The sequence below is a fragment of the Dokdonia sp. R86516 genome, from assembly GCF_044596715.1.
GTDB lineage: Bacteria > Bacteroidota > Bacteroidia > Flavobacteriales > Flavobacteriaceae > Dokdonia.
In genome coordinates this window covers 1,998,226-2,023,819 of the sequence record NZ_CP138998.1, presented here as the reverse complement: position 1 = coordinate 2,023,819, position 25,594 = coordinate 1,998,226, and the positions used below count along the sequence as shown (strand labels likewise).

10 protein-coding genes are annotated in these 25,594 nt (G+C 37.7%); 5 read left to right on the top strand and 5 right to left on the bottom strand.

Features of this window, described 5'->3' with window-relative positions; genetic code table 11:
* Position 1 precedes the first annotated feature (1 nt).
* The 5 genes from SJY23_RS09165 to SJY23_RS09145 form a co-directional block, all read right to left on the bottom strand.
* Positions 2 to 2,299, bottom strand: a complete 2,298-nt coding sequence (locus SJY23_RS09165) for an alginate lyase family protein (RefSeq protein ID WP_396596097.1) — start codon at positions 2,297 to 2,299, stop codon at positions 2 to 4.
* Between the two features lie 6 nt (positions 2,300 to 2,305).
* Entirely contained in the window at positions 2,306 to 4,540 is a 2,235-nt protein-coding gene (locus tag SJY23_RS09160; protein ID WP_396596096.1) for a heparinase II/III family protein, read from the bottom strand.
* A complete protein-coding gene (locus SJY23_RS09155) occupies positions 4,540 to 6,843 on the bottom strand; it encodes a chondroitinase-B domain-containing protein (protein WP_396596095.1) in 2,304 nt (767 codons plus the stop codon). Before SJY23_RS09155 ends, SJY23_RS09160 begins: the two co-directional genes overlap by 1 nt.
* Positions 6,844 to 7,214: 371 nt before the next feature.
* On the bottom strand, positions 7,215 to 7,730 hold the full coding sequence (locus SJY23_RS09150) for a DUF3124 domain-containing protein (protein ID WP_035334201.1): 516 nt from the start codon (positions 7,728 to 7,730) through the stop codon (positions 7,215 to 7,217).
* Positions 7,731 to 7,961: 231 nt separating this feature from the next.
* On the bottom strand, positions 7,962 to 9,368 hold the full coding sequence (locus tag SJY23_RS09145) for a vanadium-dependent haloperoxidase (protein WP_396596094.1): 1,407 nt from the start codon (positions 9,366 to 9,368) through the stop codon (positions 7,962 to 7,964).
* Between the two features lie 373 nt (positions 9,369 to 9,741).
* Between SJY23_RS09145 and SJY23_RS09140 the strand changes: the two genes are divergently transcribed.
* From SJY23_RS09140 to SJY23_RS09120, 5 genes are all read left to right on the top strand, one after another.
* A complete protein-coding gene (locus SJY23_RS09140; protein ID WP_396596093.1) occupies positions 9,742 to 15,672 on the top strand; it encodes a M14 family zinc carboxypeptidase in 5,931 nt (1,976 codons plus the stop codon).
* A gap of 15 nt (positions 15,673 to 15,687) precedes the next feature.
* Positions 15,688 to 15,882 carry a hypothetical protein gene (locus tag SJY23_RS09135; RefSeq protein ID WP_396596092.1) on the top strand — a complete coding sequence of 65 codons (195 nt, stop codon included), beginning with the start codon at positions 15,688 to 15,690 and terminating at the stop codon, positions 15,880 to 15,882.
* A gap of 401 nt (positions 15,883 to 16,283) precedes the next feature.
* Positions 16,284 to 22,868, top strand: a complete 6,585-nt coding sequence (locus SJY23_RS09130) for a choice-of-anchor D domain-containing protein (RefSeq protein ID WP_396596091.1) — start codon at positions 16,284 to 16,286, stop codon at positions 22,866 to 22,868.
* Between the two features lie 178 nt (positions 22,869 to 23,046).
* On the top strand, positions 23,047 to 23,943 hold the full coding sequence (locus SJY23_RS09125) for a DUF6503 family protein (protein ID WP_396596090.1): 897 nt from the start codon (positions 23,047 to 23,049) through the stop codon (positions 23,941 to 23,943).
* A 200-nt stretch (positions 23,944 to 24,143) separates the two neighbouring features.
* Positions 24,144 to 25,550 (top strand): glycosyltransferase, encoded by a 1,407-nt coding sequence (locus tag SJY23_RS09120; RefSeq protein WP_396596089.1) that lies wholly within the window; start codon positions 24,144 to 24,146, stop codon positions 25,548 to 25,550.
* Positions 25,551 to 25,594 lie beyond the last annotated feature (44 nt).

The following is a 25,594-nucleotide window of genomic DNA, read 5'->3' as shown; positions in this document are numbered from 1 at the left end:
CTTAGTTTTTAATTTGTTTTAATGTATAACTACCCTTCCAGGTGTATGTTTGATTTGATATAGTAATGGAGTGTTGCGCTTTCGCGAAAGCGTTATCTACTAACACCACAAGTTGCTCCTCTCCAGATTGCATAGTGATTTTTAAAGCCACATATCCTTCTGGTGCTTTTTCTTGAGTTATAAATGCCACAGATGCATATGCATCCTGTGCTTTTTCTGTAACCGCATTATATGTACCATGAGACTCTATTACTTGAGCGTACACTGCATTTTTTACTCCCGTTTTACGATGTATAAACATAGGATCTCTACGTAGGTTAAACGATGGGTCATTTGCTCCTACACTTCCAAGAATAAAAGTATCCTTACTATCTGAAAGTGTGGTGACGCTATAAAACTTGTTGTTGTTAAGCCATGTAAACTGGCTACTGACTTCCTTAGGATTACCAGTCGCTTCCTTCCATATATGTTGATAGCCATTTCTAGTTCCCAGCGGTCGTAATTCTCCCGATGCTTCTACATCAAAACCAGTATAAATCACCTGCCCATGATAGTAAAATGGCAAGTCTATTTGATGGGCTTGGTCACTCTTTATTAGGTTAATATCTATGATGTATGGCTTGCTACTACCTTCTGGTGTTAACATCATCATAGTACGTGTAATCTTCGTTCCAGGATAAGCGTTATTTTCTGTAGCGCTTACTACTTGTAGGTTTTTATCATTTGTATCAAAAATGATAATCTCAGGATGATGCTTTGAGCTTTCCTTAAAACTACCTTTAAAATGTGATGTCTCATCAATCACTACCGTATTATGAGCAATCGTCTGTTTTGCCCATGTCGTATTTTCTTTTAGATAACCGCCACCATTCTTTTGTTCGACATTTACAAAACGTGCCAGACCGTAATCCTGTAATATCTCCTCCCCATCCTCGTAAAGAGAATAAGAGAGTTTATCAAAATGCCCATGACTAAGCCCGTGACTCGCGTTCTTCATTACGAGTGCTGTAGTGCCAGACTCATAGTTTGCTCTTAAAATGGCAACACCACCTTGATTGCCTTTTGGACCGTCATGTAGTAAAACAGACTCCTTTGTGAATGGGATTGCTTTACCCGCCTCAATTGCCTGTGCTACTGCAAGACCGGTAATATCAAGCTCTACTTGTCCTTGCTGTTGCGCTACCGAAAGTAAACGTGCGTCTTGATTTCCATAGTAATAAGCAATATCCACTGCAGATACTAAGGAAGAAGTGTTGTAAGACATTCCTTTTTGACCATCATTAAGAGGGAAAAATTCACCATCTTCATCGGTGAGGTTGAGTAATGCATCTACTGCTTTTATTAAGACTCCACCGTTATATTCAAATATTTTAAGCGCTGGTTTTTTGGTTTCTAACGCTTTCGCGAAAGCTAAAAAAGGATACATCGCATATCGCTGATAGTACGGTCCTTCTGTATAATAGCCATCTGGTGAAAAAGGTTCGTCTAGATTTGCAAGAAAACCTGTTTTTTGACCTTCCGCCTTTATGAGGCCGCCATCATTATCCATTGCGGTTGACGAAATACTATCGTTTTTAATGCCGTACAATGCGCGGTCTACAAGCTCCTCATCATCCATCACTAAACCTATCATACCTACAGCGACGGTACCCCAAGTGCTATGATTATGAATACGGTTAAAAAATTGTGGCGTTTCTACAGACAGAAAATCTGCAAAAGGACGAAATAGCTCTGTATCAAGTGTCTCGCGATCTTCTTCTGGTATCCAACTACGTATGGCGTCATACGCCTGGCTCATATGCACTAGCCAGTTTGCATCATTGAGACATTGCCAGAATATCTTCCCACGTGAATAAGAGCGCTCTTGAGGGTGTCGCGGTAAGGAAGGATACATCTCTGCATATTTCATTAATACATCTCTCGTATACTGTGCATATTTCTCTTCTCCCGTGAGCTGAAAAATCACCCCTGCCTTATGAAGTATGGTATAATTTAATTTATGCTGTGTGTGGGTATAACCTCCAGCCATGTCCTTTGGGATAGGCACTTGTATCCCTTTTTCCATTGCTGCATCTACTTCTTGTTTTGCTACAGCTAGCGAATTATCAAACAACGGAACACTTCCCAACTTAGCTCTAATATCATCAACCTCAGTTGCGGTAAGTACTACATTTGGGTTTGCGCCACTTGTAGTAGCGACCGGATTGTCTTGGCTAGTTCCCTGCTCATCACAAGAAACGAATAAAGTCGAAAGTGTGATACCAACTACAAGAGCCGTATTTCTGCTAATTAATTTCATAAAGTCTTACTTAATTTTATATTCTAGCAGAGCTGCGGGAGCTAGCGGCTGAGATATGTTTTGTTTTCCTTGGGTAATCGTAACAGTGCTAGGCTTATCACTTAATAGTGTAATGTATAAACGGTCGTTTTCTACTTGCGTCATAACATCTGCCTCTTGTGAAAAATCAATAATCACATCACCTATTGTTAATTGTGAAGTAGCAAATGATATGTTAGTATCATCCTTAGATAAGGTGATACTATTGTTTTGAGTATCACTAGTAGTGCTAATTGACCAACCGGCAAATACACTACCCATGCTATCTTCATCTATTCTCTTATCGTAGGTATCAAATGGATAAAGCACCGTCACAAAACTGAAATTATTTGTAGCTGCTTTTTGCACAACAGACCATTCTTTACCACGTTTACCGTCTGTAACTACAGTATCTACCGCTTGTAGTTGCAAAATATCTAAGCCGCTTCCATTATCAAAAGTAGCTCTAAGTAGCGCTGGGCTATGCTCACTACTATAATGACCCTGCCATACTTGCTTGTAAGTATGTGGAGCCTCTGATTGAAAATTATCTTTAACAATCCAGAATTCATTCTCAACATTTATGACTTGTCTAGTATAGCTGACTCCTACATTTTCAAATCCGTTGTGAGAACCTACAAAAACATCTGCTGTAGCATTTGCGCTCCATCCTAAGACCTTAGGTGTAGGAAGTTCTTTAAATTTCCCAAAACCGCTTCCTCCTTTATTTGAAGTGTATTGCTTGCCTTGTAACTCTTGATCTACAAGTGCCACATTCTTTACCATGCTATTTTTAAAGAGTTCAAGATCTTCTAGCGAGTAACGTACTTGATAGTTAGGTAATACTACCATTCCATTTGCCATTGCTTGAATACCCAGCATATCCCCATGCTGATGGTCAGGCTTATCTGCATCAAGTCCAGCAGCTATAACAAGCATATTATCTTGGTCATCCCAGCCTTCTCTCATGATATAATATCCCGTATCTTCAAAAGCATAAGAGCCTACTTGAGGTGTCGTAGCTTTAATATCTTTTAAGGCACCTAGTTGTACTTTACTTAAATTCCATAAATACTTAGGTTTTACCGCGCTCTTTGCAAAGTATCCCATCTCAGAATCATCAAACAAAAGATACCCCAAAGTAAGTGTTCCAGAAATATCGTTTTTCTCTGCCCAAGGTGCATCTGTATCATCAGATAATACTGGTGCAGATCCATCTGGAAATGCGATTTTAGTAAGTGTAGTAAAAAGAGATTTTAAACGTTCTTCCCAGATGGCGCTTACTTTCTTATTGCTTTTTTGAGCGAGTTGATAGATATAAAAGTAGTTATCAATATCGCTTTGATGATAGTGAATGGTACGTTCAAACTGGAAACCATCTTCATTGATCTCGCGCTGCAAGTGCTGCTCGAGAATACTCATCGCTCTTTCATACCATAAATCTGCATCTTGAAAATCATTGAATATAATAGCAAGCATAGCCAGCGCACTCAACCCTCTCGTTTGATGATTACCAGATTTAAACTCGGCATTATTCTCATATAGGTGTGAAGCGTGTTGTAATAAGGTGGCGATGGTGGTAAGCTGCTCCTCATCTGAATATGCTTTCTCTCCAAGAAATCCATTATGAATTTGTAGCCAATTGAGAACTCTGTAACCAGACCTAAAGGCTTCGTAAACTCCGTTTCCATCGGGAATGGCTTCATATTCACCTGCGATTAAAGCGTCATTGAGTGACTGCAGCTGTCCTGTGAAGTAATCAATGTATTGTGCATCTTTATCCTTGTAGCGATAAAGAAAGGAAATATCCACCATTTTATGCTGTCTCGCTAGGTGCCTGAGACCGTATGCATTGATAGGAGTATTATTTTTATAATTAAAAGGTAACTTCCAGTGCGTACTGGCGTCAAATTTATCTAAGTGATCTTGAGCACGAGCAGTATGAGAAACTTCCATCGCAGGATACAAGGATTTATACTCCTCAAAACGAGTATCATTCTCTGTCCAGTCGTAAAAGTAACGTTCTTGAAAAACAGTTCTAAAATGAGCAGCAAGCTTCTCTACTGTGTCATCACCAAGCTCATCTTTCACCTCTTTTTTTAGATAAACAGCAAGGTCTTCTACAGCTACCACCTTATCTGATGGTAATTTCTGAGAACAAAGCGTAAGTGAAAATAAACAAAAACACCACTTCAATAAAGGGAACTGTTGTGGCTTATACATTAGTAAACCAGTTTAAGTTTCAGATTTTGAACTACTTTTATTTCACCAGAGTTAGACACTGTATTGTCTACTGGCTCTTGACCTTTTTCTCCCCAAAGAACCGCGACATACTTCACACGATTATTTGTAAATGTGTTATTTGCTAGGGTAACATTTACAATACCTCTTGTTTGTAGTAAGATATTAGCGCTATCACTAGCACCACATTTTGTAAACGTATTTCCCGTAACTACAAGGCTTCCACCTATGGTAGACTCATCATAACCACCTCGATAGTAATCTAACACATCACTGGCTACATTTTCAAACTGAGAATCTTCTATAAATACAAAAGCTGCATTATAATCTCCTTTATCATTTACTTCTTTATTGAGTTGGATGCCACGTTGTGTGTTTTCAATCACACTATTTTTAATCATGATGGTATCTGCAAAAGATGCCTTACTGGTTTCTAACACACTTTTAAATCCGTCTATTTCTACATTATCAAGCCACAGTTCATAAGACTGCCCCATGTTTTTGTCAAGGGTTGCAAAAGCATCAGTAGTTGACGTTCCTTTAAGTGAAATGTTTTTGAGCTTGAGTTTTGCTCTTGGTTGTAGCTCAAAACCTTTGGCAGTGTTACTAAATGTAAGTACTGGTTTTTCTGAAGATGAGGATTGAAGAGTTACCGCTTTCGCGAAAGCGTACTTTTCATTAATCTCATAATTACCAGCGCTAAGCTCTATAGTATCTCCATCATTACTTGTCGCAACAGCCTCTGTAAGCTCTGCTATAGTTGACACTTTTATCGTTTTTCCTGCTTGCTTTTCTGGATGTGGGTTGAACCATGACGTCCCATAATTAGTTATGTCGAGTAAAGCCGATGCACCTGTAGTGGCTCCTAAGATGGCACCTACACTATTGCCAGACGCCCTTTTGTTTCCAAAAATATCTTCATTAATCTTATCAAAACCAAAGCCGTTGTACATCTCAGTCTCTAGTGACTCTGGCGACTGAAAGATTTCTGTAGGTGATGATAATGTTACTTCTTTGGTTAACAAACCATCCGTTTGATAAGCACTTTTATTTTCTACATTAAGGATGTTATTCTTAAAAGTAACCCCAGTGATGCTATCGTAATTTTTGATGATTTCTGTAGTTTCAATATCTCCGTACACTAAGTTATTTGCAACAATCATACGTTCTGCGCGGGCAGAGCGTATTTCTGAAGCCGGAAGGACTTCTGCCTGACTTAGGTTTGCTCCTACTCCAAAATGCCAAGGCGTCTTTGTGTTTATAAATGAATTGTGAGCGACTACCACATCTGTAACCTGATTATAACGATTGAGTGGTGACTTAGGAATACCATTCATTACTGCCAGAGGAGCACGAAATTCATTTCCTTTTAAGTTATAGAAGTAGTTATTTACAATAAGATGACCCGTATTTATAACACGTATACCTCCTATAAACTCAGATGCGTCATTACCTATAAATACATTACCATCTATGGTCGCATAATTACCGTGACGAAGCACTAGCGAACCTTCTGACTCAAAAAAGACATTATTTTTAAAGGTATTATAATTAGACTTACTTGAGATAATCTCTACTTCTCCATTACACTTTTCAAAATAATTGTGTTCTACATTTACATAACCCGGTGTCATAGACGTATAGCTGTCTCCTAGCTGCATAGTCTCTGCACGAGGCCCACCTTTTCTAGGACGTGGTCCGAAATGGTTATCCTTAATCTGGTGATAGGTATTTACATTTTCATTACCCTTTAAAAACACGCGAAGCGTAGGCCCTTGATTTGTTTTACCAGTAATATAATTATGATCAAATGTATTGTGCTGTCCCCATAATTCTATCCAGTGGTTTTTACTATCGCGATCTGGATTTGTAAAATCTTCTATTACACAATCTGTTACTTGCGAGTGATATGCAATCCTCTCATCATCTATTTTAAAACGTATAATGGCATTCTCTGTGGTATAACCATTTTTAAAATAAAGTCCCTCTACTACAAGGTGCTTCCCTCCTAGTTTAAGTGAAGAGTTACCTTCTAAGATTACTTTCCCAGCATTTTCTGCCTTAAGAGTAATTGGATTATCCTCCGTACCTTCTCCGTAAAATTTGATAGCTAGATCTTTCCACACCCCATCTTTAAGACTAATTACATCTCCTGGCTTTGCTTCTTTAATTGCCTCTTTTAATTCCTCTGGGGTAGTGACTGTCTGTGACACTAAAGTAATAGGCTCCTTACAAGAAGTAAAGACAATAAGGCTACAAAGAAGAATAAAGAGATATCGAGTCATAAATATGTTGTGAGTACTAAGAGTACGCTTTCGCGAAAGCAAAAAAAGCAATACACTTACATTATAATTATCTAAAATCAATCACTCGCCACATTGCTATTTAGGAGTGTAATAATTTTAAAATTGAGCTTTAAATAAATTGGTTATCCAAACTGGTTGACCAATTTATAATCTCAAATATATAGATAATTACGATACTCACAATTATTTACACAATTATTTATTGAATTCCCACAAAAATGAAGGCAAACTAAGCGAATATTAAATCACTGTTGTCGTTATGACTCTCAGCATATAAGCTAGATTTCATATTTACCTGTACTAGTACACGAAGATTATCTAATTGCTTAGTTAAAAAGAGTATGATGTGGTTATGAGCGCAACAGCTTTTTACCTGTAGTCACAAAAGAAATTCCTTGCTGGCCGTAGGTACTTATCATAATCGCCTCGATGATAGGTTCATTAGTATCAGGCTGTATTTTCCAGTCAAAGATGAAATTTGCACCCGTGCCTCCTTCTTTATCCACGCCGTCTATAACAATCTGAACGGTCTCCATAGGATTGATAAAAATGGTTTTGTCAAAATACACACGTATTGGCTTGCCGTAGGTGTTATAGTACACTGCCTTGTCCACATACACCTGCGCTTCTCGATTAGGATTATGCAAACTTATGGTCGCCGTTAAGTCTGCCTGATCATTTTCTGTGCGTAGGTAAATTTGAGAGTAAATAGATAAAAAAGTACTCCCCGACTCGAGCGAATCATTTATGGCCCCTTTCACTGTTCGCTTCTCCCAGTTCACTGGGTCTACAGAACTAAGTGGCTTTGGCTCCTCACAAGAAAGAAGTAATAGATATACTAAGACAAAAGGAAGTAAATATTTCATAATAGGGTCGAGATATATTTATGGTGTAGGTACTATAATAGATGCGTACTACAAGATATCAAATTTCTGGGTTTAAATTGGTGTGTGGTGTTTGTATCTCGTGGTTTTGAAAAAAACTTCCGCAAATCTTCTTCTTGATCTTTTACTAAGTAAATTTATGGTAGCACCTCACTATCTCAAGAAGATCACAGTAATTTATCTTTATATCACGCTTTCGCGAAAGCGTAACAACTATTCACTAAGGTTATATGAATTTATAGCATCAGATACTTCATAACCTAGACGTAATCCTTCTGTGCAGTCCATTCTCACATGTACTCCTAGTGGAAGTCTTGAAAAAGCATTTTCTTGAGCCATTTCTGAAAGGGAATTATACTGTCTAGGCGCTCCTCTAAATTCGGTGCTACCTTCGTGTGTTTTGTCTGTAAAATTGATAGTGTTTCCAAACTCATTGATAAATATCCCAGCTGCCGCCGAAGAAAATGCAGAATGGCCCGAGGGATACCCTGGGAATGACGGGTTAGGCCAATTAATAAATCTATATAAATTGGTTTGATAAGTTGGGTCAATATGCGCTTGGATATATACACTAGGGCGCATTACCATATACTCATACTTATCTGCCCAAGTGGAAACAGCAGCATCGTTTAATGAAAAGCCTAACTTTAAAAGTATCATAAGTGATTGCTCATAACTCACATCCATTTGATCTATCAATTGATTTGCAATAGAAATTTGGCGACCAGGAGGACTCATCATAAGACCTTCTACATCGTCAGACCAGAACTCTGCTACCCACAAATCATCATTATCTTCTTCTCTAGCTGCGTTGTTGATGGTATACACTTCCATCATTTCATTATAAAAATCGCTATCTACATTAGTGCTATAATTAATTGCTGGCGGCACACTTGATGTCTCTTCTGAAGATATTACAAATGTTCTTACACTGGCCCAATAAGGAAACCAAGCTCTCTCCTCATCTGCACTGTAGGTCCAGTAGCCTTCACCTGCAGGAGGTTCATAAGCATAGGGTTGTGGTTCTATTATTTGAGATTCAGCTGCGGTATCAGTTTGACTGTATGCAATTACTTCTTCTGCAACGTAGGTTCCCCAGGCTATAGAATTTGCAATTACTTCTGCACTCAAACCTTCTTGAAGTCTAGTTTCTTGGGCATTTTTATGTTGGCCAATTTTCAAATCTACATCTCCTTGCACATTATACATGAAATGATCAAAAACGATTGCATAGCAAGTGTTTAATGCCGTTTTGATGTCTACGCTATCTGGACGCTCACTAAAATCAATGGTTAATCCATCAAGATTATTCACATTAGATTGATAGCCCTCTATATCTGCAACCGCTACTTCATATGCCGCGAGATGTATGTAAGCTAAGGATCTAGCAGTAGCAACTGGTCTCATCCCGTATGCATATTGATCTACATCTAACCAGAGTGTATTCCAGTCTGTGATGAGTTGTGTTGTTTGGTCTGTAACAGCTATTGAAGTATCAATAATATCAGATACTTCTAGATTTTGATTAAGAAGTACATCATCAAGATCATCTTGACACGATTGAAATAATACGAAAACAAAAAGTCCTAAAAGTAACGAATATCTACGTGGGGTTCTCATAATGAATTATTTAAAGAGTATAACAGGCCATAAAAGAGGGCAAATCTCTATGAAATGTACAGATTACAAATAATTTAATATTCCTTTAAATGATAGTTTTATTTCTAAATAATACTAAAAATTTAAGCAAGATATAAAAACACCTTAAAAATCTAACAATCAATAAATTAAACTAACAAATAATTATACTAGTACGAAAATCTAAAATGAGCAAAAATATCGACGAAATGCATTAATAATCTACAAAATACACAATTTAACATTTTTATTAACATTTATCGTAGGTTTTTTTCTAGTTTAGCAGCTTTAAAAATAAACCCCTAATGAATTAAGGTATCCCAAATTCCTTAATTGACTTAAACCTACTATTGTTATGAAGCAAACCTACTTAAAGGTTGTTATCCTCGTTTTTGTGTTTGTATTTGGTGTTATGACTACCTCGCAAGGGCAGGTTAACTTATCACAAGCTGTAAACCACAATCACACTACCTTGAATTCTGATGGTACTGTAAAGCGAGTTATCATTAAGACAAAAAATCCAGAGACATTAAAACTATTATACACGAAAGGCTTTGACTTTACTTGTGGTAGTAAAGGCGTTTCTACAGGTGTACAATTGGATTTAAATGAAAATGAAATTAATATTCTAAAAGAGCTGAATATTCCTCATCAAATTACTATTGATAATTTGACAAAGTACATCAGCGAAAGAAATAATCGTAATCTACCTCAAGCTAAAACTGAATTAAAGAGACTTAAAAGTATTAGCCAAGGAAAGTCTCCTAGCCCTCTTGCTAATTTAGGTCAAACTACAAGATCTTTTAGTCAAAGTTCTGAAAGCATTCCAAGCGCTATTCAATATGACGAATGCAGTGAGGTAGACTGGACTCCTCAAAATTTTACGCTAGGTTCTATGGGAGGGGCTTATAATTACCAAGAAATCTTAGATCAATTGACTCTCATGCAGCAAATGTATCCTAACATTATTTCAGTTGCTAAAGACGCTTCGCCTACTAACCAGAAAACACATGGTTATACTGGAACAAACCCAGATATAGCTCCCCAAACTATGTGGTATGTAAAAATATCTGACAATCCAGATACAGATGAAGCTGGTGAACCTCAGTCGTTAATTACGGGAGCAGCTCACGCAAGAGAGGTAAGTAGTGTGATGAATATCATCTACTACATGTGGTATATTTTAGAAAACTATAATGTGGATCCACTTATCACAAATATGATTGATAATCAAGAGCTTTACTTTATACCTGTTATTAATCCTGATGGGTATATTTATAATGGTATTCAAGCTCCTAATGGTGGAGGAAACCAAAGAAAGAACCTTAGACCAGGCACTGGTAATGGACAATACACTCAAGGGGTTGACCTTAATAGAAACTCTCCATACTATTGGGGAATAGATGATGCAGGATCTTCGCCTAGCGTTATATCTGGAACTTATAGAGGTCCATCTCCAGCATCTGAACCAGAAACACAAATCATAGCTGATTTTGTACAGTCCAAAGATTTAAAAGTAGCGATCAATCACCACTCAGGCTTAAATTCAATTGTAACATCATCATATAATGGAAGTACCTCTGCAGCACCTTCTGGTCGTGAAGATGAGTTCCAAGAGCTTATGCAAAATGTAACCCATTACAACCGTTACATCCATGGCTCCGCTCCAAATACATTATATCCAGCTAATGGAGATTTTAATGACTGGATGCTTGGTGGCCCTCCAGTAACCACCAATCCATCAGGAGGAGGTTCTTACACTAATTCGGGCTCTGGAAAGAATATTATTGCTTTTACTCCAGAAAATGGCGACGAGTTTGCTCCAGACCCTACACATATTGTACCTGTGGCAAAAAGAGCTTTACGAATGAATTTGATTACCAGTCTATCTGCTGGTAGTTATGCTCAGTTACACGACCTTACAAATACAGATATAAATGGATTAAATTCTACACTAGACTTCGCAGTTGAATATATAGGTCAGACACTTGATGATTTGACGCTTACAGTTAATCCAGTAAGCTCAAATATCAATAGCATAACAGCACTACCTCTCAATTCATTGAGTAACATGAGTAAGCTAGAACAAAGAGAAGTAAGCTTACCTATAACTCTACATGGCAGTATTCAACCTAATGAACTTATAGAATATGAAGTTACTTTAAGTAACAGCAATTATGATATATACAAAGCTGTATTTCGAAAATATTACAACCCTACAATTCTAATAGATGCAGATGGTATCTCAAACTGGACTGGTAATTGGGTAAACTATACTAATGGATATAATGGAAGTACTAATGCAATATCTATAGTCTCTAGCGGGTCATATGGGGATAACCAAGTACGAACCACTACCTTAAATACACCACAAAATTTTGACTCTTCAGAGGGTTACGTAATACAATTTAATGCCTTCTGGGATATAGAGCGTAATTTTGATTTAGTACAGCTGGAAGCATCGACAGATGGAACTAACTGGACAGCAATATGTGGTAAGTACAATAAACCTGCTGCACCTACATCTGTTAATAATCATTTTAATAGTACTAAAGGAGGTCCAAATAACCCTAGTAATCATCAAGAATCAAATGGAACCTATGTGTATGATGGTGATCAGATTGTAAATGGCGTTAACAAGTGGATACGAGAAGAAATATTTATCGACTTTGAAAACAACACGACATTATTAGGACAGACTGGAGTGCAACTCCGCTTTAGGTTTGATAGTGATGGAAGCAATATACGCGATGGATATAACACGGATTTTACTGGTTTTATTTTTGATGATTTTAAAATTTTAGCCTTAGATGCTTATACTCCTGAGTTATGTACAGAAACAGCTATCTCAAGTTTCCCTTATAATGAAAGTTTTGAATCCGGACTAGGCGTATGGTCACAAGATCAAGGTGATGATGGAGAGTGGTCAAGAAATTCTAGAGGCACTCCCTCTGGAAGTACAGGTCCAAACGGAGCAAATGATGGAACTTTCTATTTATACACAGAAGCTACAGAAGATCCTGACGCTCCAGGGGAAAACTTAGGTAATAATGCTACAGCAATATTAACAAGTCCTTGTTTTGATTTATCTAATGCCTCTAGTGCGACTTTCAACTTTGACTACCATATGTTTGGAAACAATATGGGTAATTTAATTGTAGAAGTGCTTGATGATGAAAACTTCACATGGACGCCTCTATTTACACAAAATGGAAATACTGGAGCTACACAAAACCAATGGAGTTCGGAAAGTGCAGCATTAACACCATATTTAAATAAAACTATTAAAATAAGATTTGTAGGAACCACTGGAAATGGCTTCAGTAGTGACATGGCTATCGATAATATAGAACTGTTAGCCACTATAGAAGATCCGGATACTGTGCCTCCTACAGCTGTATGTCGAAATATTACTGCTTCATTAGGAGCAGACGGTACGGTAACTATTCTCGCTACACAAATTGACAATGGATCTACAGACGATGGTACAATCGCAAGCTTAACACTAGATGTTGATACTTTTGACTGTTCAAACGTTGGTGTAAATACTGTCACCCTTACCGTGACAGATACTGGAAATAATTCAGATACTTGTACAGCAACAGTTACAATTGAGCCATATACCACAGCTCCAGATGGATTAGTAGCCTCAACTGTAGGATCTACAAGCGCTACTCTTTCATGGAATGAAACAGCAAGTAGCATGTATACTATACGCTTTCGCGAAAGCGGTACTACAGACTACACTACTATTAACACAACAATCAACAGTATTGACTTAACAACATTAGAAGTTGATAAAACATACGAAGCCCAAGTAAAAGCTACTTGTGCAACTGGTGGAGACTCTCCATATAGCGCAAATATTACTTTTACCACACAATTGATATATTGTACATCAGAGGGAAGTACAGAGTTTGCAAATGGAATAACGCGTGTTATTCTCGAAGGTATAGATAATCCATCTGGACCCGAACCTGCATACTCTGACTTTACAATAGCAACAGCAACGCTCGCTAGAGGTTCTTCTCATAATCTCCTAGTTCACCTTAATACTTTAGGGGGTAATAGTCACATCACTACTGTCTGGATAGACTGGAATAGAAATGGAGACCTAACAGATGCTGGTGAATCTTATAACCTAGGTACAGATATAAATAAAAATGATCAACCTAGCGAAAACTCTCCACTTGTAATTGTAGTACCTATTGATGCAACACTAGGGAATGCTAGAATGAGAGTAAGTAATAAATTTAACGGAGTATCAACCCCTTGTGAGGTTGGCTTTTATGGAGAAGTAGAAGATTACACTATTACTATTGAACCTGCAGATTATATATACGACGCAGGAGCTTGGACACCACAAGATCCCAGTGGTATCGCTTCAAGTAATGATAATATCGAAGTACGTTCTGGAGCTCCTACCCTATCTGCAAATACAGTAGTAAATAATGTAACAATACTTGCTGGTGCAACATTAGATCTAGCAGCTACTACTCTGGATGTAAATGGTGACCTTACTAATGCGGGTGACATCTCAGGAGCAAGTGGTACACTTTTAATGACGGGAAGCTCTCCTCAAGAAATTGCGGGTAATGCTCTTGAAATCGCCAACTTAGTTATTGATAATAGTGATACCATTCAAGGTGTTACCTTAAGCACGGCACTTTCAATCAATAAATTATTGACATTAACAGATGGAACTCTTAATACTGGAGATACACTCACCTTATTGAGTAATGCTACAAGAACTGCAATGATCGATGTTATCACTGGAGGTACTATCTCTGGTAATGTAACTACAGAAAGATACATTCCAGCAAGGAGGGCTTTTAGATTACTTTCTAGTCCAGTAACCACAGTGACAAGTATCAATGCAAACTGGCAAGAAGGTGTTCATAATACAGGCACATCTTTTCCTACCGATAACATGAATCCTAACCCAGGTTATGGTACTCATATCTCAGGTTCCGTAACGGGTGAGAGTGGCTTTGATGCTACAGCTTCTGGAAATGGATCTATTTTTAAATTAGACAATGCTTTGCAGTCTTGGCAAGATGTTACCAATACAGATGTAACTACCTTGACTGCTGGTGAACCTATTAGACTTCTAGTAAGAGGTGATCGTAGTGTTAACATTACAAGTAACGCTGCAACTCCTACTGCCACAACGTTAAGAGCGACTGGAACTATCGCTACCTCACCTGTCAGTTTCAGTGGTAGCACACTTAACCATAATGCTGGAGCTTTTAACTTTATAGGAAATCCATACCAAGCTTCCATAAATATCAATACGACACTAGCCTCTTCTACAAATGTGAGAACTGGTGAAGTTTGGGTATGGGATGCTACACTAGGCGCTAGAGGGCAATATGTAACTGTTCTTTTAGACGGAAGTGGTTCTAGTAATGGAGCAAATTCTAAAAACTACCATTACATACAACCAGGACAAGCTATATTTACAGCAACAGACGCTACTGTAACAGATAGCAGTACTCAAATTGTGTTCAACGAGATAGATAAAGTCACAGGTAATGAAGTGCCTCTTTACAGCAACTCATCAAATGCGATTGCAACATCACCACACCTCATAGGTAGATTATACAGAAGTGAACACTATGGTGAAGACGCAGGTCTACAAGACAACTTTGTAATTCTGTATAATGATCGTTATAGTAATGACGTAACTCCAGAAGATGTTTCAAAGTTCTTCAATATCGATGAGAACATGGGCGTTTTAAGAGATGGAGGCTTACTAAGCGTGGATAAAGTAGCTATGCCTACAGAAGACGACCAGATACAACTTTACAATGCTTTATATCGTGCAAGCGATTACACCTTAGACCTTGAGCTTTATGGACTCACAGACATAGAAACATATCTTAAGGATAATCATACAGGTGTTACTACCTTACTAGAAGAAGGATTAAACACTATCTCCTTTAGCGTTGACAGTAATATGGAGACAAGTGTAGATACAAAGCGCTTTGAAATTATATATCAGCGCGAGGTGTTATCAACCACAGCTGAGGAAGCCGTTGATTTTGCAATGTATCCTAATCCTATCACAAATGGAAGATTAACAATCACCTCTACTGCATTTTCCGGAAGCAAGGTAGATGTGGTAATCACAAATTTATTAGGACAAACGATAATGACCAAGGAGGCATCATTCAATGGTAATAAGACTGTAATTGATAATCTTAACCAACTAAGTAGCGGTATGTACATACTATCTATAGAGAATAAAGAAATCAAGATTTCTCATAAAATTGTTATTCAATAAATTAAAAATTTTCATATGACTACATATAAAAAATATATCCTAACTACACTCTTTTTTTTATTCATAAGTGCGGGAGTTCAAGCTCAAATAGTCTTTGCAAATGATGTAAACGACGAAGCTCCAGCTGCACCCATAGATGGATTTATAGCAATTGGTATCGCTGCAGGTGCATATATTGGATTAAAGAAGAGGGCGCAGTCAGAAAAATAATTATTTAGTGTTAATTCAAGGCGAAAGGAGCATTCTTTATAGAATGCTCTTTTTGTTTTTGAGAATTACGCTTTCGCGAAAACTTGAAATTTATCACCCTATCCAATCAAGTTGAAGTTTATCATGAAACCATAATTACCTCAATACTAAAAACCTAATAGCAAGCAAATTACACTCAGCAAAGTAAACAAAATCATCGACGAAATACACATGTACCTCAAAAAACTACAAGTACAACCTGCTTGTTTTTAAGTAAAAACATCGATGAAATACACAATTATCAGCTCAATTACACATTTTTAGTTGTTTTCCTATTATAAATCTAGTTTTTTTCATAATTTAGCCGTCCCAACTCACTACAACACCCACCCCAACGGTTTTGTAGCGACAAATCTGACAAAATGAAAAACCCCTCAATTAGTCGAGTATTACTTCTCGCCTCCGTAATTTTGGTTATTGCACAAGCTGTATCAACCGTTAGCGCGCAAACTGTTTTATTTAATGCAGACTTCTCAAATACCACTGGTGATAATGCCTGGACACAAAGCATAAATACTAATGGATCTTTTACTATAGGGGGTAGTGCTTTTAACAATCAATATCCTGCTTATGCGAATAATGCCCTGTTTGCGCTAGAAAGTCCTGTAATAGATTTAACGGGTTATGGAAATCTAACCCTTGATTTAGATCATTTTTACAAAACTCAACCTGGGAGAGATGGAATTCAACTTCAGTATCGCATAAATGGAGGTCCATGGTCTGTTCTTGGAACAGCAGCTAGTGGCTTCTATAATGATACAGATGTAGATGGCATAGCAAATAATACCGATGGATGGTCTGGCGATAACACACCTACAGGTGGTGATGCCTTCACTAATGCTCCTACGCTAAATCTTAGCGCATTTGACACTAATTTTAATAACGCAGCAAATATTCAAATTCGAGTAGTTTTTGGAAGTGATAATATTGGTGATATTTTGACCGATAATAATGGGGCTGCTATTGACAATGTAATCATCAGGGGATTACCTGCAACTAATTGCATTGATGCAACGTTATATACGGAAAGTTTTGAAACTGGTTTTGGTAGATGGTCACAAACTACCGCAGATAATTTTGACTGGTCTATAGGTTCTGGGAATACTCCAACGAATAATACCGGTCCATCTACCGCATCAGACGGCAATCAATATGCTTATATAGAAGCTAGTAATTCAAGTACAGGTTCAGTAGCCCGATTAATTTCAGATTGTATTGACCTTACTAATTACACCTCTGCTCTTTTTGAATTTGACTATCATATGCATGGTAATAATGGATCACTTAATTTAGATATAAGTACAAATGGAGGAGGTTCTTGGTCGAATTTATTTTCTAGAAATGGAGAACAGCAGGCGGATGAAACATCTCCTTGGTTAACAGAAACAATAAGCCTTAATGCCTACTTGGGCTCCGTTGTTTACTTTCGCTTCTCTGCTACCGACGGTACCGGAAGTAACAACAGATCAGACACGGCGATAGATGCAATATCAATCACTGGGATTAACGGTCCTACACCAGATATTAGTCTATCGGGTAATTCAGTAATTATATCAGATGGTGATGCTATTCCAACACTGGCAGACAACACAAATTTCGGAACAACAACTGTAGGAGCACCTATCTCTAAAATATTTAGAATTTCAAACACAGGAGTTGCAGATTTAATTTTAGCGGGAACACCAACAATAATCGCTGCTGGTACTCCTGGATTTAATTACTTTACTATAACACAGTCACCTGCAACAACAATAATTCCAGGAGGTAATACTACTTTTGAAATCACCTATAATCCGCTACTTACAGGAATACATAATGCAGAAGTATTAATTGCTTCTAATGATCCGGACGAGAACCCTTTTAATTTTGTTATATCTGGCACTACTTTGGATGTAGAACCTGAGATTGTTCTGTCGGGTGATGGAATAGAAATAAGTAATAATGATCTTACACCATCATTAACTGACAACACTAATTTCGGAAGTGTTGAGCTTGGTTATTCTGTAACAAAAACATTTGTAATTGAAAATGAAGGAATTAACGATTTACTACTCACTGGAGGCAGCCCATACATAGATATTGTAGGAGCTGGTGCTTCTAGGTTTCAGGTATCTCTTATTCCAAACAATACGATAGCTGGTGGAAATTTTGTCACATTTCAAATTAAATACACTCCAGATGCTCTAATTACACACCCCGCAACTGTTAGGATTCAAAACAATGACACAGATGAAGGGCTATATTTATTCAATATTCAAGGAGCTGGTATAGTAAATAATAATCTTGATTACACCATCTACTATGAAAATTTTGATACAGATGATGGCAATTGGACGGCTAGTTCAACTTCAGGATCAATCTGGAGATACGGATCAAACAGTGTAGAATTAGGTGCCGAAGGTGACTACTGGTATACAGATAATTATGATAACTACGCAAACAATACAAGGACCTACGTAACAAGTCCTCCTATATCACTGAGTGGTTATTCAAATGTTCGTTTTCTATTAGATATGAGAATTAATACTAATGCAGACCCTGATGACGGTATGCAAGTACAATATCGTCTTAACGGAGCAGGTGTATGGAGTCCGCTAGGTGATAATACGGATACATCAAACTGGTATAACGAAGCCGAGGTTCGTGCCATAGGAATAAATGAAAATGGCTGGTCAGGTGATAATGAATCAGATCTTAATGTTCCCGGAAGATCAGATTTCACGCAACAATTTGTAGATCTACCTAGTAACACAATTGGACAATCCATTGAGTTTCGTATCTACTTCGCATCAGACGGCGGAACAACAGATGATGGGGCAAATTTTGATAATGTATTTTTAATAGGCACCCAAGATAATCCAGATCCAGATCCAGTAATTGCACCAGGAGCTGTTACTCCTAATATGAGTTTATGGCTTAAAGCAAACGACATCGACGCTGTGTCAAGTGGTGATTTACTTAATATATGGCAAGACAGAGCTCGTGATAATGATGCATTTACTGCAGAGCTCGCACCACCAACCTATCATAACAGTGCAGCAATCAATGCTAATTACAACCCTCTAGTTGAATTTGACACATCTGCCAACCAAGTTCTTAAGGGAAAAGGTGGATTTGACACATCAGATTATTGGGTGGTGTTACGAACGCCCCAACTTAATGAATCTGGTGTAATAGAGGGCGTACTATCTGGGCGTGTAGAAAGAGGTGCATTTGCAAATGATGGAACTGGCTTATGGGTTAATCCAGGTTCTGAAAGATTCAACAATCAAGATAACCTCGTAAGTCATATGATAGGAGCAACTCCTCAAAATACATCTGCCGCAGATGGTAGTAATTATGGAAGAGCTTATGTAAGTACTGCAGATGAAATGAATAGCGAACTTATCATACTAAATGTGAAAGCAAGTAGTGATGGACTTACCAGTGAAATTTACAAAAACGGTGTTCGTATTGACAATTATACTGGAACATATTCTGTAAGTGGTAACGACATGCCATACTCAGAAGTAACAAATAGCCAGTTCAATTTAGGAGTAGGAAGAATTACGCTAGTAGGTCATGCTTTCCAATCATTTTTTGAAGGGCAAATCACAGAATTTATTAGTTATAGATTACCAAATTCGCTATTCGACCAAAAGCGAATCCAATCATACTTAGCTATTAAAAATGGTATTACATTACACTCTGTTACAAGTGACCCTACAAACGATGATGCAAATCCCGGAGATGAAAATTACGTTGACAGTGCTGGAAATATTATCTGGAATGCTGTTAATAATAGTGGGTTTACACATGACATTGCAGGAATAGGTAGGGATGATGCGAGTGGTTTAAATCAAAAACAATCTATCTCGAGTCATATTGATGGAGCGATTACAATGGGAATCGAAACTATTTACGATACAAATAGCGATCACATTAATTCTGCTTCAGCGACTATTGATGACAAAAACTTTTTAATGTGGGGTAACAATAATGCATCACTATCTGCGGCCTCGCCTATCGCTGTAGATATGAGTTTAAACATTCCTGGATTATCCACAAATGTGAATTTTATCTCTATAAATCGTACTTGGAAAGTCGTTGAAACTGGTGATTTAAGTGCTGTAAAAGTATCTTTAGAAGAATCCCTATTATCAGCAACTATTACCCCTCCAGGAAATTTCTTTATGTTTATTTCAGACTCTCCTACGTTTGACCCGACGTCAGACTATCGCATAATGACATCTAACGGTTCTAAACTAGAAACTACGTACGATTTTACAGGTGAAAAATACATCACATTCGGTTATGCTCCAGAATATATCTATGAGCGATCAATTACATTTGATGGTACAAGAGATTATATGGATGCAGACGATGTTGCAGATCTTACTGGGCCTTTCACTATATCGACCTGGGTAAAACGAGGAGCAAATGCAAATAATAGCGATATTATTTCAAAAAGAAATATTGGTCCATATACAGAAGGGTATGCACTTCTACTTAACAACGCTAGAAGACCCCGAATTGTATGGAAAAATGCAGCAGGCACTACTGAAGCTTTAAACTCTTCTATTGTACTTCCTCAGGATGAATGGCACCACGTTGCTGTAATATATGATGGAAATAGAGTTACATTTTACATTGACGGTATAGAAGATACCTCTGCTGTGCGCAATGCTCCGGCAAGTTCAAATCAACACTTTCTAGTAGCTGCTGCAAACTACCAGAGCCCTACAAGATTCTTTGATGGAACTATAGATGAGGTAAGAGTATGGAATCAAGCATTATCGCAAGAGCAACTACAATTCATCATGAATCAGGAAATAGAGAAATTTACCGATGACTCTGTTAATGGTAAAATCATACCTCAAAACATCTCTAAAAACGAAGTAGCTAGCATTCCTTGGGCAGACCTAGAGATGTATTTACCTATGAATAAATACACTTTCACAAACGTAAAAGATGAATCTGATAATAATTACGTAGCAGCTATTAAAAATCTTCAAACGGTAGATTTCCAAACGGCTCCACTACCTTATGTTTCGACAGCAGATGGGGTATGGGCAAACACTAACACATGGACTAACGGGGATACACAAGCATTACCAGGAGCGCCTTCAATAGTTGATGGAACGCAAACCATTGACTGGAATATTGTTCAAACAGCTCACAATGTTTCAACGGCTTCTAATAACACTGTTCTAGCACTTGATGTAAATACAGCCGAGTTAACCATTGGGAATGATAGTAAGATAGAAGTATCTCACTATTTAAGATTAGACGGCATAATGGATCTTGTAGGAGAGTCACAATTAGTGCAAACAGAAAATAGTGACTTAGCAGCTACAAGTTCAGGAAGATTAGAAAGAGATCAGCAGGGTACATCAGATACCTATTCTTATAACATCTGGTCATCTCCAGTAGGTCCAATAAATATAACAGACATCAATGAAGCACACACTGTCGCTTCTATTATGAATGATGGTACAGATGAAAACAACCCTCAGTCATTAAACTTTAGTACTGGCTATAACGGGGCTAATTCTACACCAAAGACCGTAAGTGCATACTGGTTATACACATACAGAAATGATCCTGCAGATACGTATAGCGCATGGGAACAGATAGGACCTTATGGAACCCTTGAAACTGGTGATGGTTTTACTATGAAAGGTCCTGGCAGCGGCGCAGTAACAGACCCTCAGAACTACGTGTTTATCGGTAAGCCTAATAATGGAACAGACGCAACATCTATTGATAAAACAATAAATGCCGGTAATGACTACCTTATGGGTAACCCTTTCCCTTCTGCTCTTGATGCAAATAAATTTATTAATGATAATCCGCACTTAACGGGTACACTCTCATTCTGGGAGCACTGGGGTGGAGGTAATCACTTCTTAGCAGACTATGAAGCTGGATATGCACTCTATACTTTAAGTGGGGGTACTCCTGCAGTAAGTCATCCTGCTCAAAATACGAGCGGCGCAAGTACCAATACTCCTACGCAATTTATAGCCGTAGGTCAAGGATTCTTTGTAAGAGGAGCTACTACTGGGACTACTAGTTTTAATAATACACAACGCGTGTTTGCTAAAGAAGCATCTTCTGGTTCGTTTTTCTTTAATGGACAAAACCAACAAACAGAAAGTACTCTTAACGCAGAAGATGAAATTGTACAACACGAAGATCTGAGAGAGAAATTTAGAATAGGTTTTGATTCCCCTAGTGCTTATCACAGACAGCTTTTAATGACTATTGATGAGAATACGACTTTTGGGTACGATAGAGCTTATGATGCAGTGATAGACAATCACCCACAAGAGGATATGATGTGGATGCTAGATGATGAGAAAGCAATAATTCTTGGAGTTCCTAGTATTGAAAATGACAGAAAATTTCCTCTACGTATAGGATTACCTATGGATGGTGAAATCTCTATTGGTGTAGATGCTCTTGAAAATGTAAATACAGATAATACCACTGTATATTTATTTGATGCACTTCAAGACACCTACACAGATATCACTATAGATCAGAAATTCACTCTTACGCTAGAAGCTGGAACTTACTTAGACAGATTCTATATCGTTCTTGAAAAAACTGCAGAGGCAGAAGAAGAGACGGAGGATACTGCAGAAGAAACAGATGAACAAGAAGAAGAGGATCAAGATATCGAGGTGGTAGACACGGAGACTATTGATGATGCTGAGCAAGCAGATAATTTAAGTGTTTACTTCAACAGCCAGTCGCATAACATTATAATAAATAAAAGGGTAGATTATGATGTACAGTCTGTACAGTTATTTACCATGTTAGGACAACTTATTAAAGAATGGACACCAGAAAGCGAAACTACAAGAGTAGAATTACCAGTACAAGATGTAAGTACGGGTGCTTATATCATTAAAGTGCAGAAATTACAAACTACACACACTCAAAAATTAATTATTCACTAACATTGCCCCAAATCGCAACGTTGACAAAACCTCCTTTTTAAAGGAGGTTTTTGTTTTTTGTACGCTTTCGCGAAAGCGTAACCCACTCTATAAAAACTTTAAGAAAATCCTAACATACTTCGCTGTAAGTTTAACCAGTTTTGTGTGACTCTAGATATTTAATAATCTAACCATAATTATGAGATATACATTTCTTACTATAGCAGCTAGCGCACTGCTTACAATTACATCTTGCAAACAAGAAAACACTACTACTCCTACACCAGAAGTAGCTACTGTAAATGAAAACCTTGCAAGAGTTCAAACTTCATGGATTACCGAGCGTGTAGCCAAAACCGAAAAAAGATTAAACAGTACTGAAGCCGGAAAGATTGTATGGCAATCTATGGAAGCTCATGGCGGACTGCAACGATTTTTTGAAAATGGACCACTTTCTTTCCGTTTTGATTATGTCCCTTTAGATGGAAGTACTCGTCGCTATACAGATGAAACACTAGACACGTGGAATAATAAAGCGGTACACTGGAAACCAGAAGACACTACACAACGTTTTGGATGGGATGGAGAAAAAGCTTGGAAGCAAGTAACAGACTCAACAGCATTTCCTTTTGATATGCGCTTCTGGGCACTTACACCCTACTACCTTGCAGGCTCACCTTTTATCTTAGACGGCGAAGGTGTAAATCTTGAAAAACTAGAAGATAAGACGTTTAAAGACAAAAACTATGACGTGGTGAAAATTACCTTTAGTGAAGGTACTGGAGACGCTCCAGATGATTATTATATTATCTATGTAGGTAAGGAAGACCATAAAGTTGACGTTGTGCGTTACATCGTCTCATACCCTAAATACTTTCCTAATGGCGGCGCTGCTCCAGAAAAACTTATGGAAGTTCAAGGAACAACCGTCGTAAACGGCATTGAGCTACCTACAGGTTTCCACACACACTGGTTAACAAAAGACGAAGAAGCTGGAGAGCATATTACTAATATTACAATAGACAACATCCGCTTTAATCCGGAGGTTGAAAAAAGTTTCTTTGACATTCCTGAAGGCGCAGATATTATTGAATAAATAAGCACGCTTTCGCGAAAGCGAACTAATAAACTAAAGCCAACTCGTTACTGCGAGTTGGCTTTTTTATTTAACATAAAAACCACCAAAATATGTTAAGAAACCTAACTTCATGTTAAAAGCAACACCCGCTGAAATCCAAACGATCTCTCTGTCCGTAAAACTATCTCAACTTGATATAGAAACTTGATTCAAAACATATGGACACTACAAACAACCATCCAGAAGAAATAGCATCAACTGCTACCAAGAACCATTCAATTGCAAAAAAAATAGCCGTAAACCCTTGGGGAACCACTGTCCTCATTACAACATTCTTACTGCTAGTGATATCTGCATATATAGCATACATGCTGCGATATGACTTTTCACAACTTGATTTTGAACGTAAAAGCACTGTGTTTGGTTATGCATTTATGACGGTAGCCTCCGTCTTTCTAGCCTACAAAAGTGCTTTCTTTTTATATACTCTTTATAATTATTTCCGTTACAAACCAGTCGCTTCTGTTACAGATGAACAGTTGCCTACCGTTACAGTAATTGTTCCCGCTTATAACGAGGGAAAGCAAGTATATGCAACACTACAAAGTCTTGCAGATAGTGATTATCCCGTAGAAAAAATCCAACTATTATCTATAGATGATGGTAGTCAAGATGACACATGGCACTGGATGCAGGTAGCCAAAAAAGAATTAGGAAACCGTGTTTCCATATGCCAACAGCCTAAAAATATGGGTAAACGTCATGCATTATATCGTGGTTTTCACGAAGGAAATGGTGAAGTTTTCATCACCGTAGACAGTGATTCTATTGTTACTCCAGACACGCTTCGTAATCTGGTAAGTCCCTTTGTTAACAATGAAGACTGTGGTGCCGTAGCAGGTAACATAAGAGTATTAAATAATGAGAAAGCACTACTACCTAAAATGCTTGATGTAAGTTTTGTACTTAGTTTTGAATTTGTGAGATCGGCAGAGAGTAACCTCAATTCTGTATTATGCACTCCTGGTGCACTGGCAGCTTATAGAAGGGATGCTGTTTTTGCTTGTCTAGAAGAATGGATTGATCAAACCTTCATGGGAAAACCATCAGACATAGGTGAGGATCGTGCGATGACTAATATGATTCTTAGCCAAGGTAAGCACGTACTATTCCAAAAAAATGCTTACGCATATACTAATGTACCGGAAAACTATAAAGGACTTTATAAAATGTTCATTAGATGGGGACGAAGCAACGTGCGTGAGAATATTGCAATGGCAAAATATGTGTTTACAGACTTTAGAAAAGGTTCTAAAGCAGGCACAAGATTGCTCTTTCTGAGTCAGTCATTGCAAATTATCATGACATATCCCTTCCTAGCTTTTATGTTATTTTTTATAGCGACTCACCCAGTACTATTCTTAACTTCAACACTTGTAAGCATCCTTGTACTATCTACATTCCCTGCCCTATTTTACGGTAAAAAATATAATATCGGCGAGTCTTTTTATGCATACTCATACAGTTTATTCTATACGTTTGGCCTATTCTGGATCACTCCTTACGCCATTGCAACAGCAGGTAAAAGTGGCTGGTTAACACGTAGCTTACCACAAGCAGCATAATTGACTATAATACATAAGAAAGGCTCAAATTCATATGATGAATT

Bases quoted from the DNA above. Each gene is read 5' to 3' on its own strand.
- SJY23_RS09125 (WP_396596090.1), top strand. From the start codon at position 23,047: ATGAGATATACATTTCTTACTATAGCAGCTAGCGCACTGCTTACAATT.
- SJY23_RS09140 (WP_396596093.1), top strand. From the start codon at position 9,742: ATGAAGCAAACCTACTTAAAGGTTGTTATCCTCGTTTTTGTGTTTGTA.
- SJY23_RS09130 (WP_396596091.1), top strand. From the start codon at position 16,284: ATGAAAAACCCCTCAATTAGTCGAGTATTACTTCTCGCCTCCGTAATT.
- SJY23_RS09120 (WP_396596089.1), top strand. From the start codon at position 24,144: ATGGACACTACAAACAACCATCCAGAAGAAATAGCATCAACTGCTACC.
- SJY23_RS09165 (WP_396596097.1), bottom strand. From the start codon at position 2,299: ATGAAATTAATTAGCAGAAATACGGCTCTTGTAGTTGGTATCACACTT.
- SJY23_RS09160 (WP_396596096.1), bottom strand. From the start codon at position 4,540: ATGTATAAGCCACAACAGTTCCCTTTATTGAAGTGGTGTTTTTGTTTA.
- SJY23_RS09145 (WP_396596094.1), bottom strand. From the start codon at position 9,368: ATGAGAACCCCACGTAGATATTCGTTACTTTTAGGACTTTTTGTTTTC.
- SJY23_RS09155 (WP_396596095.1), bottom strand. From the start codon at position 6,843: ATGACTCGATATCTCTTTATTCTTCTTTGTAGCCTTATTGTCTTTACT.
- SJY23_RS09135 (WP_396596092.1), top strand. From the start codon at position 15,688: ATGACTACATATAAAAAATATATCCTAACTACACTCTTTTTTTTATTC.
- SJY23_RS09150 (WP_035334201.1), bottom strand. From the start codon at position 7,730: ATGAAATATTTACTTCCTTTTGTCTTAGTATATCTATTACTTCTTTCT.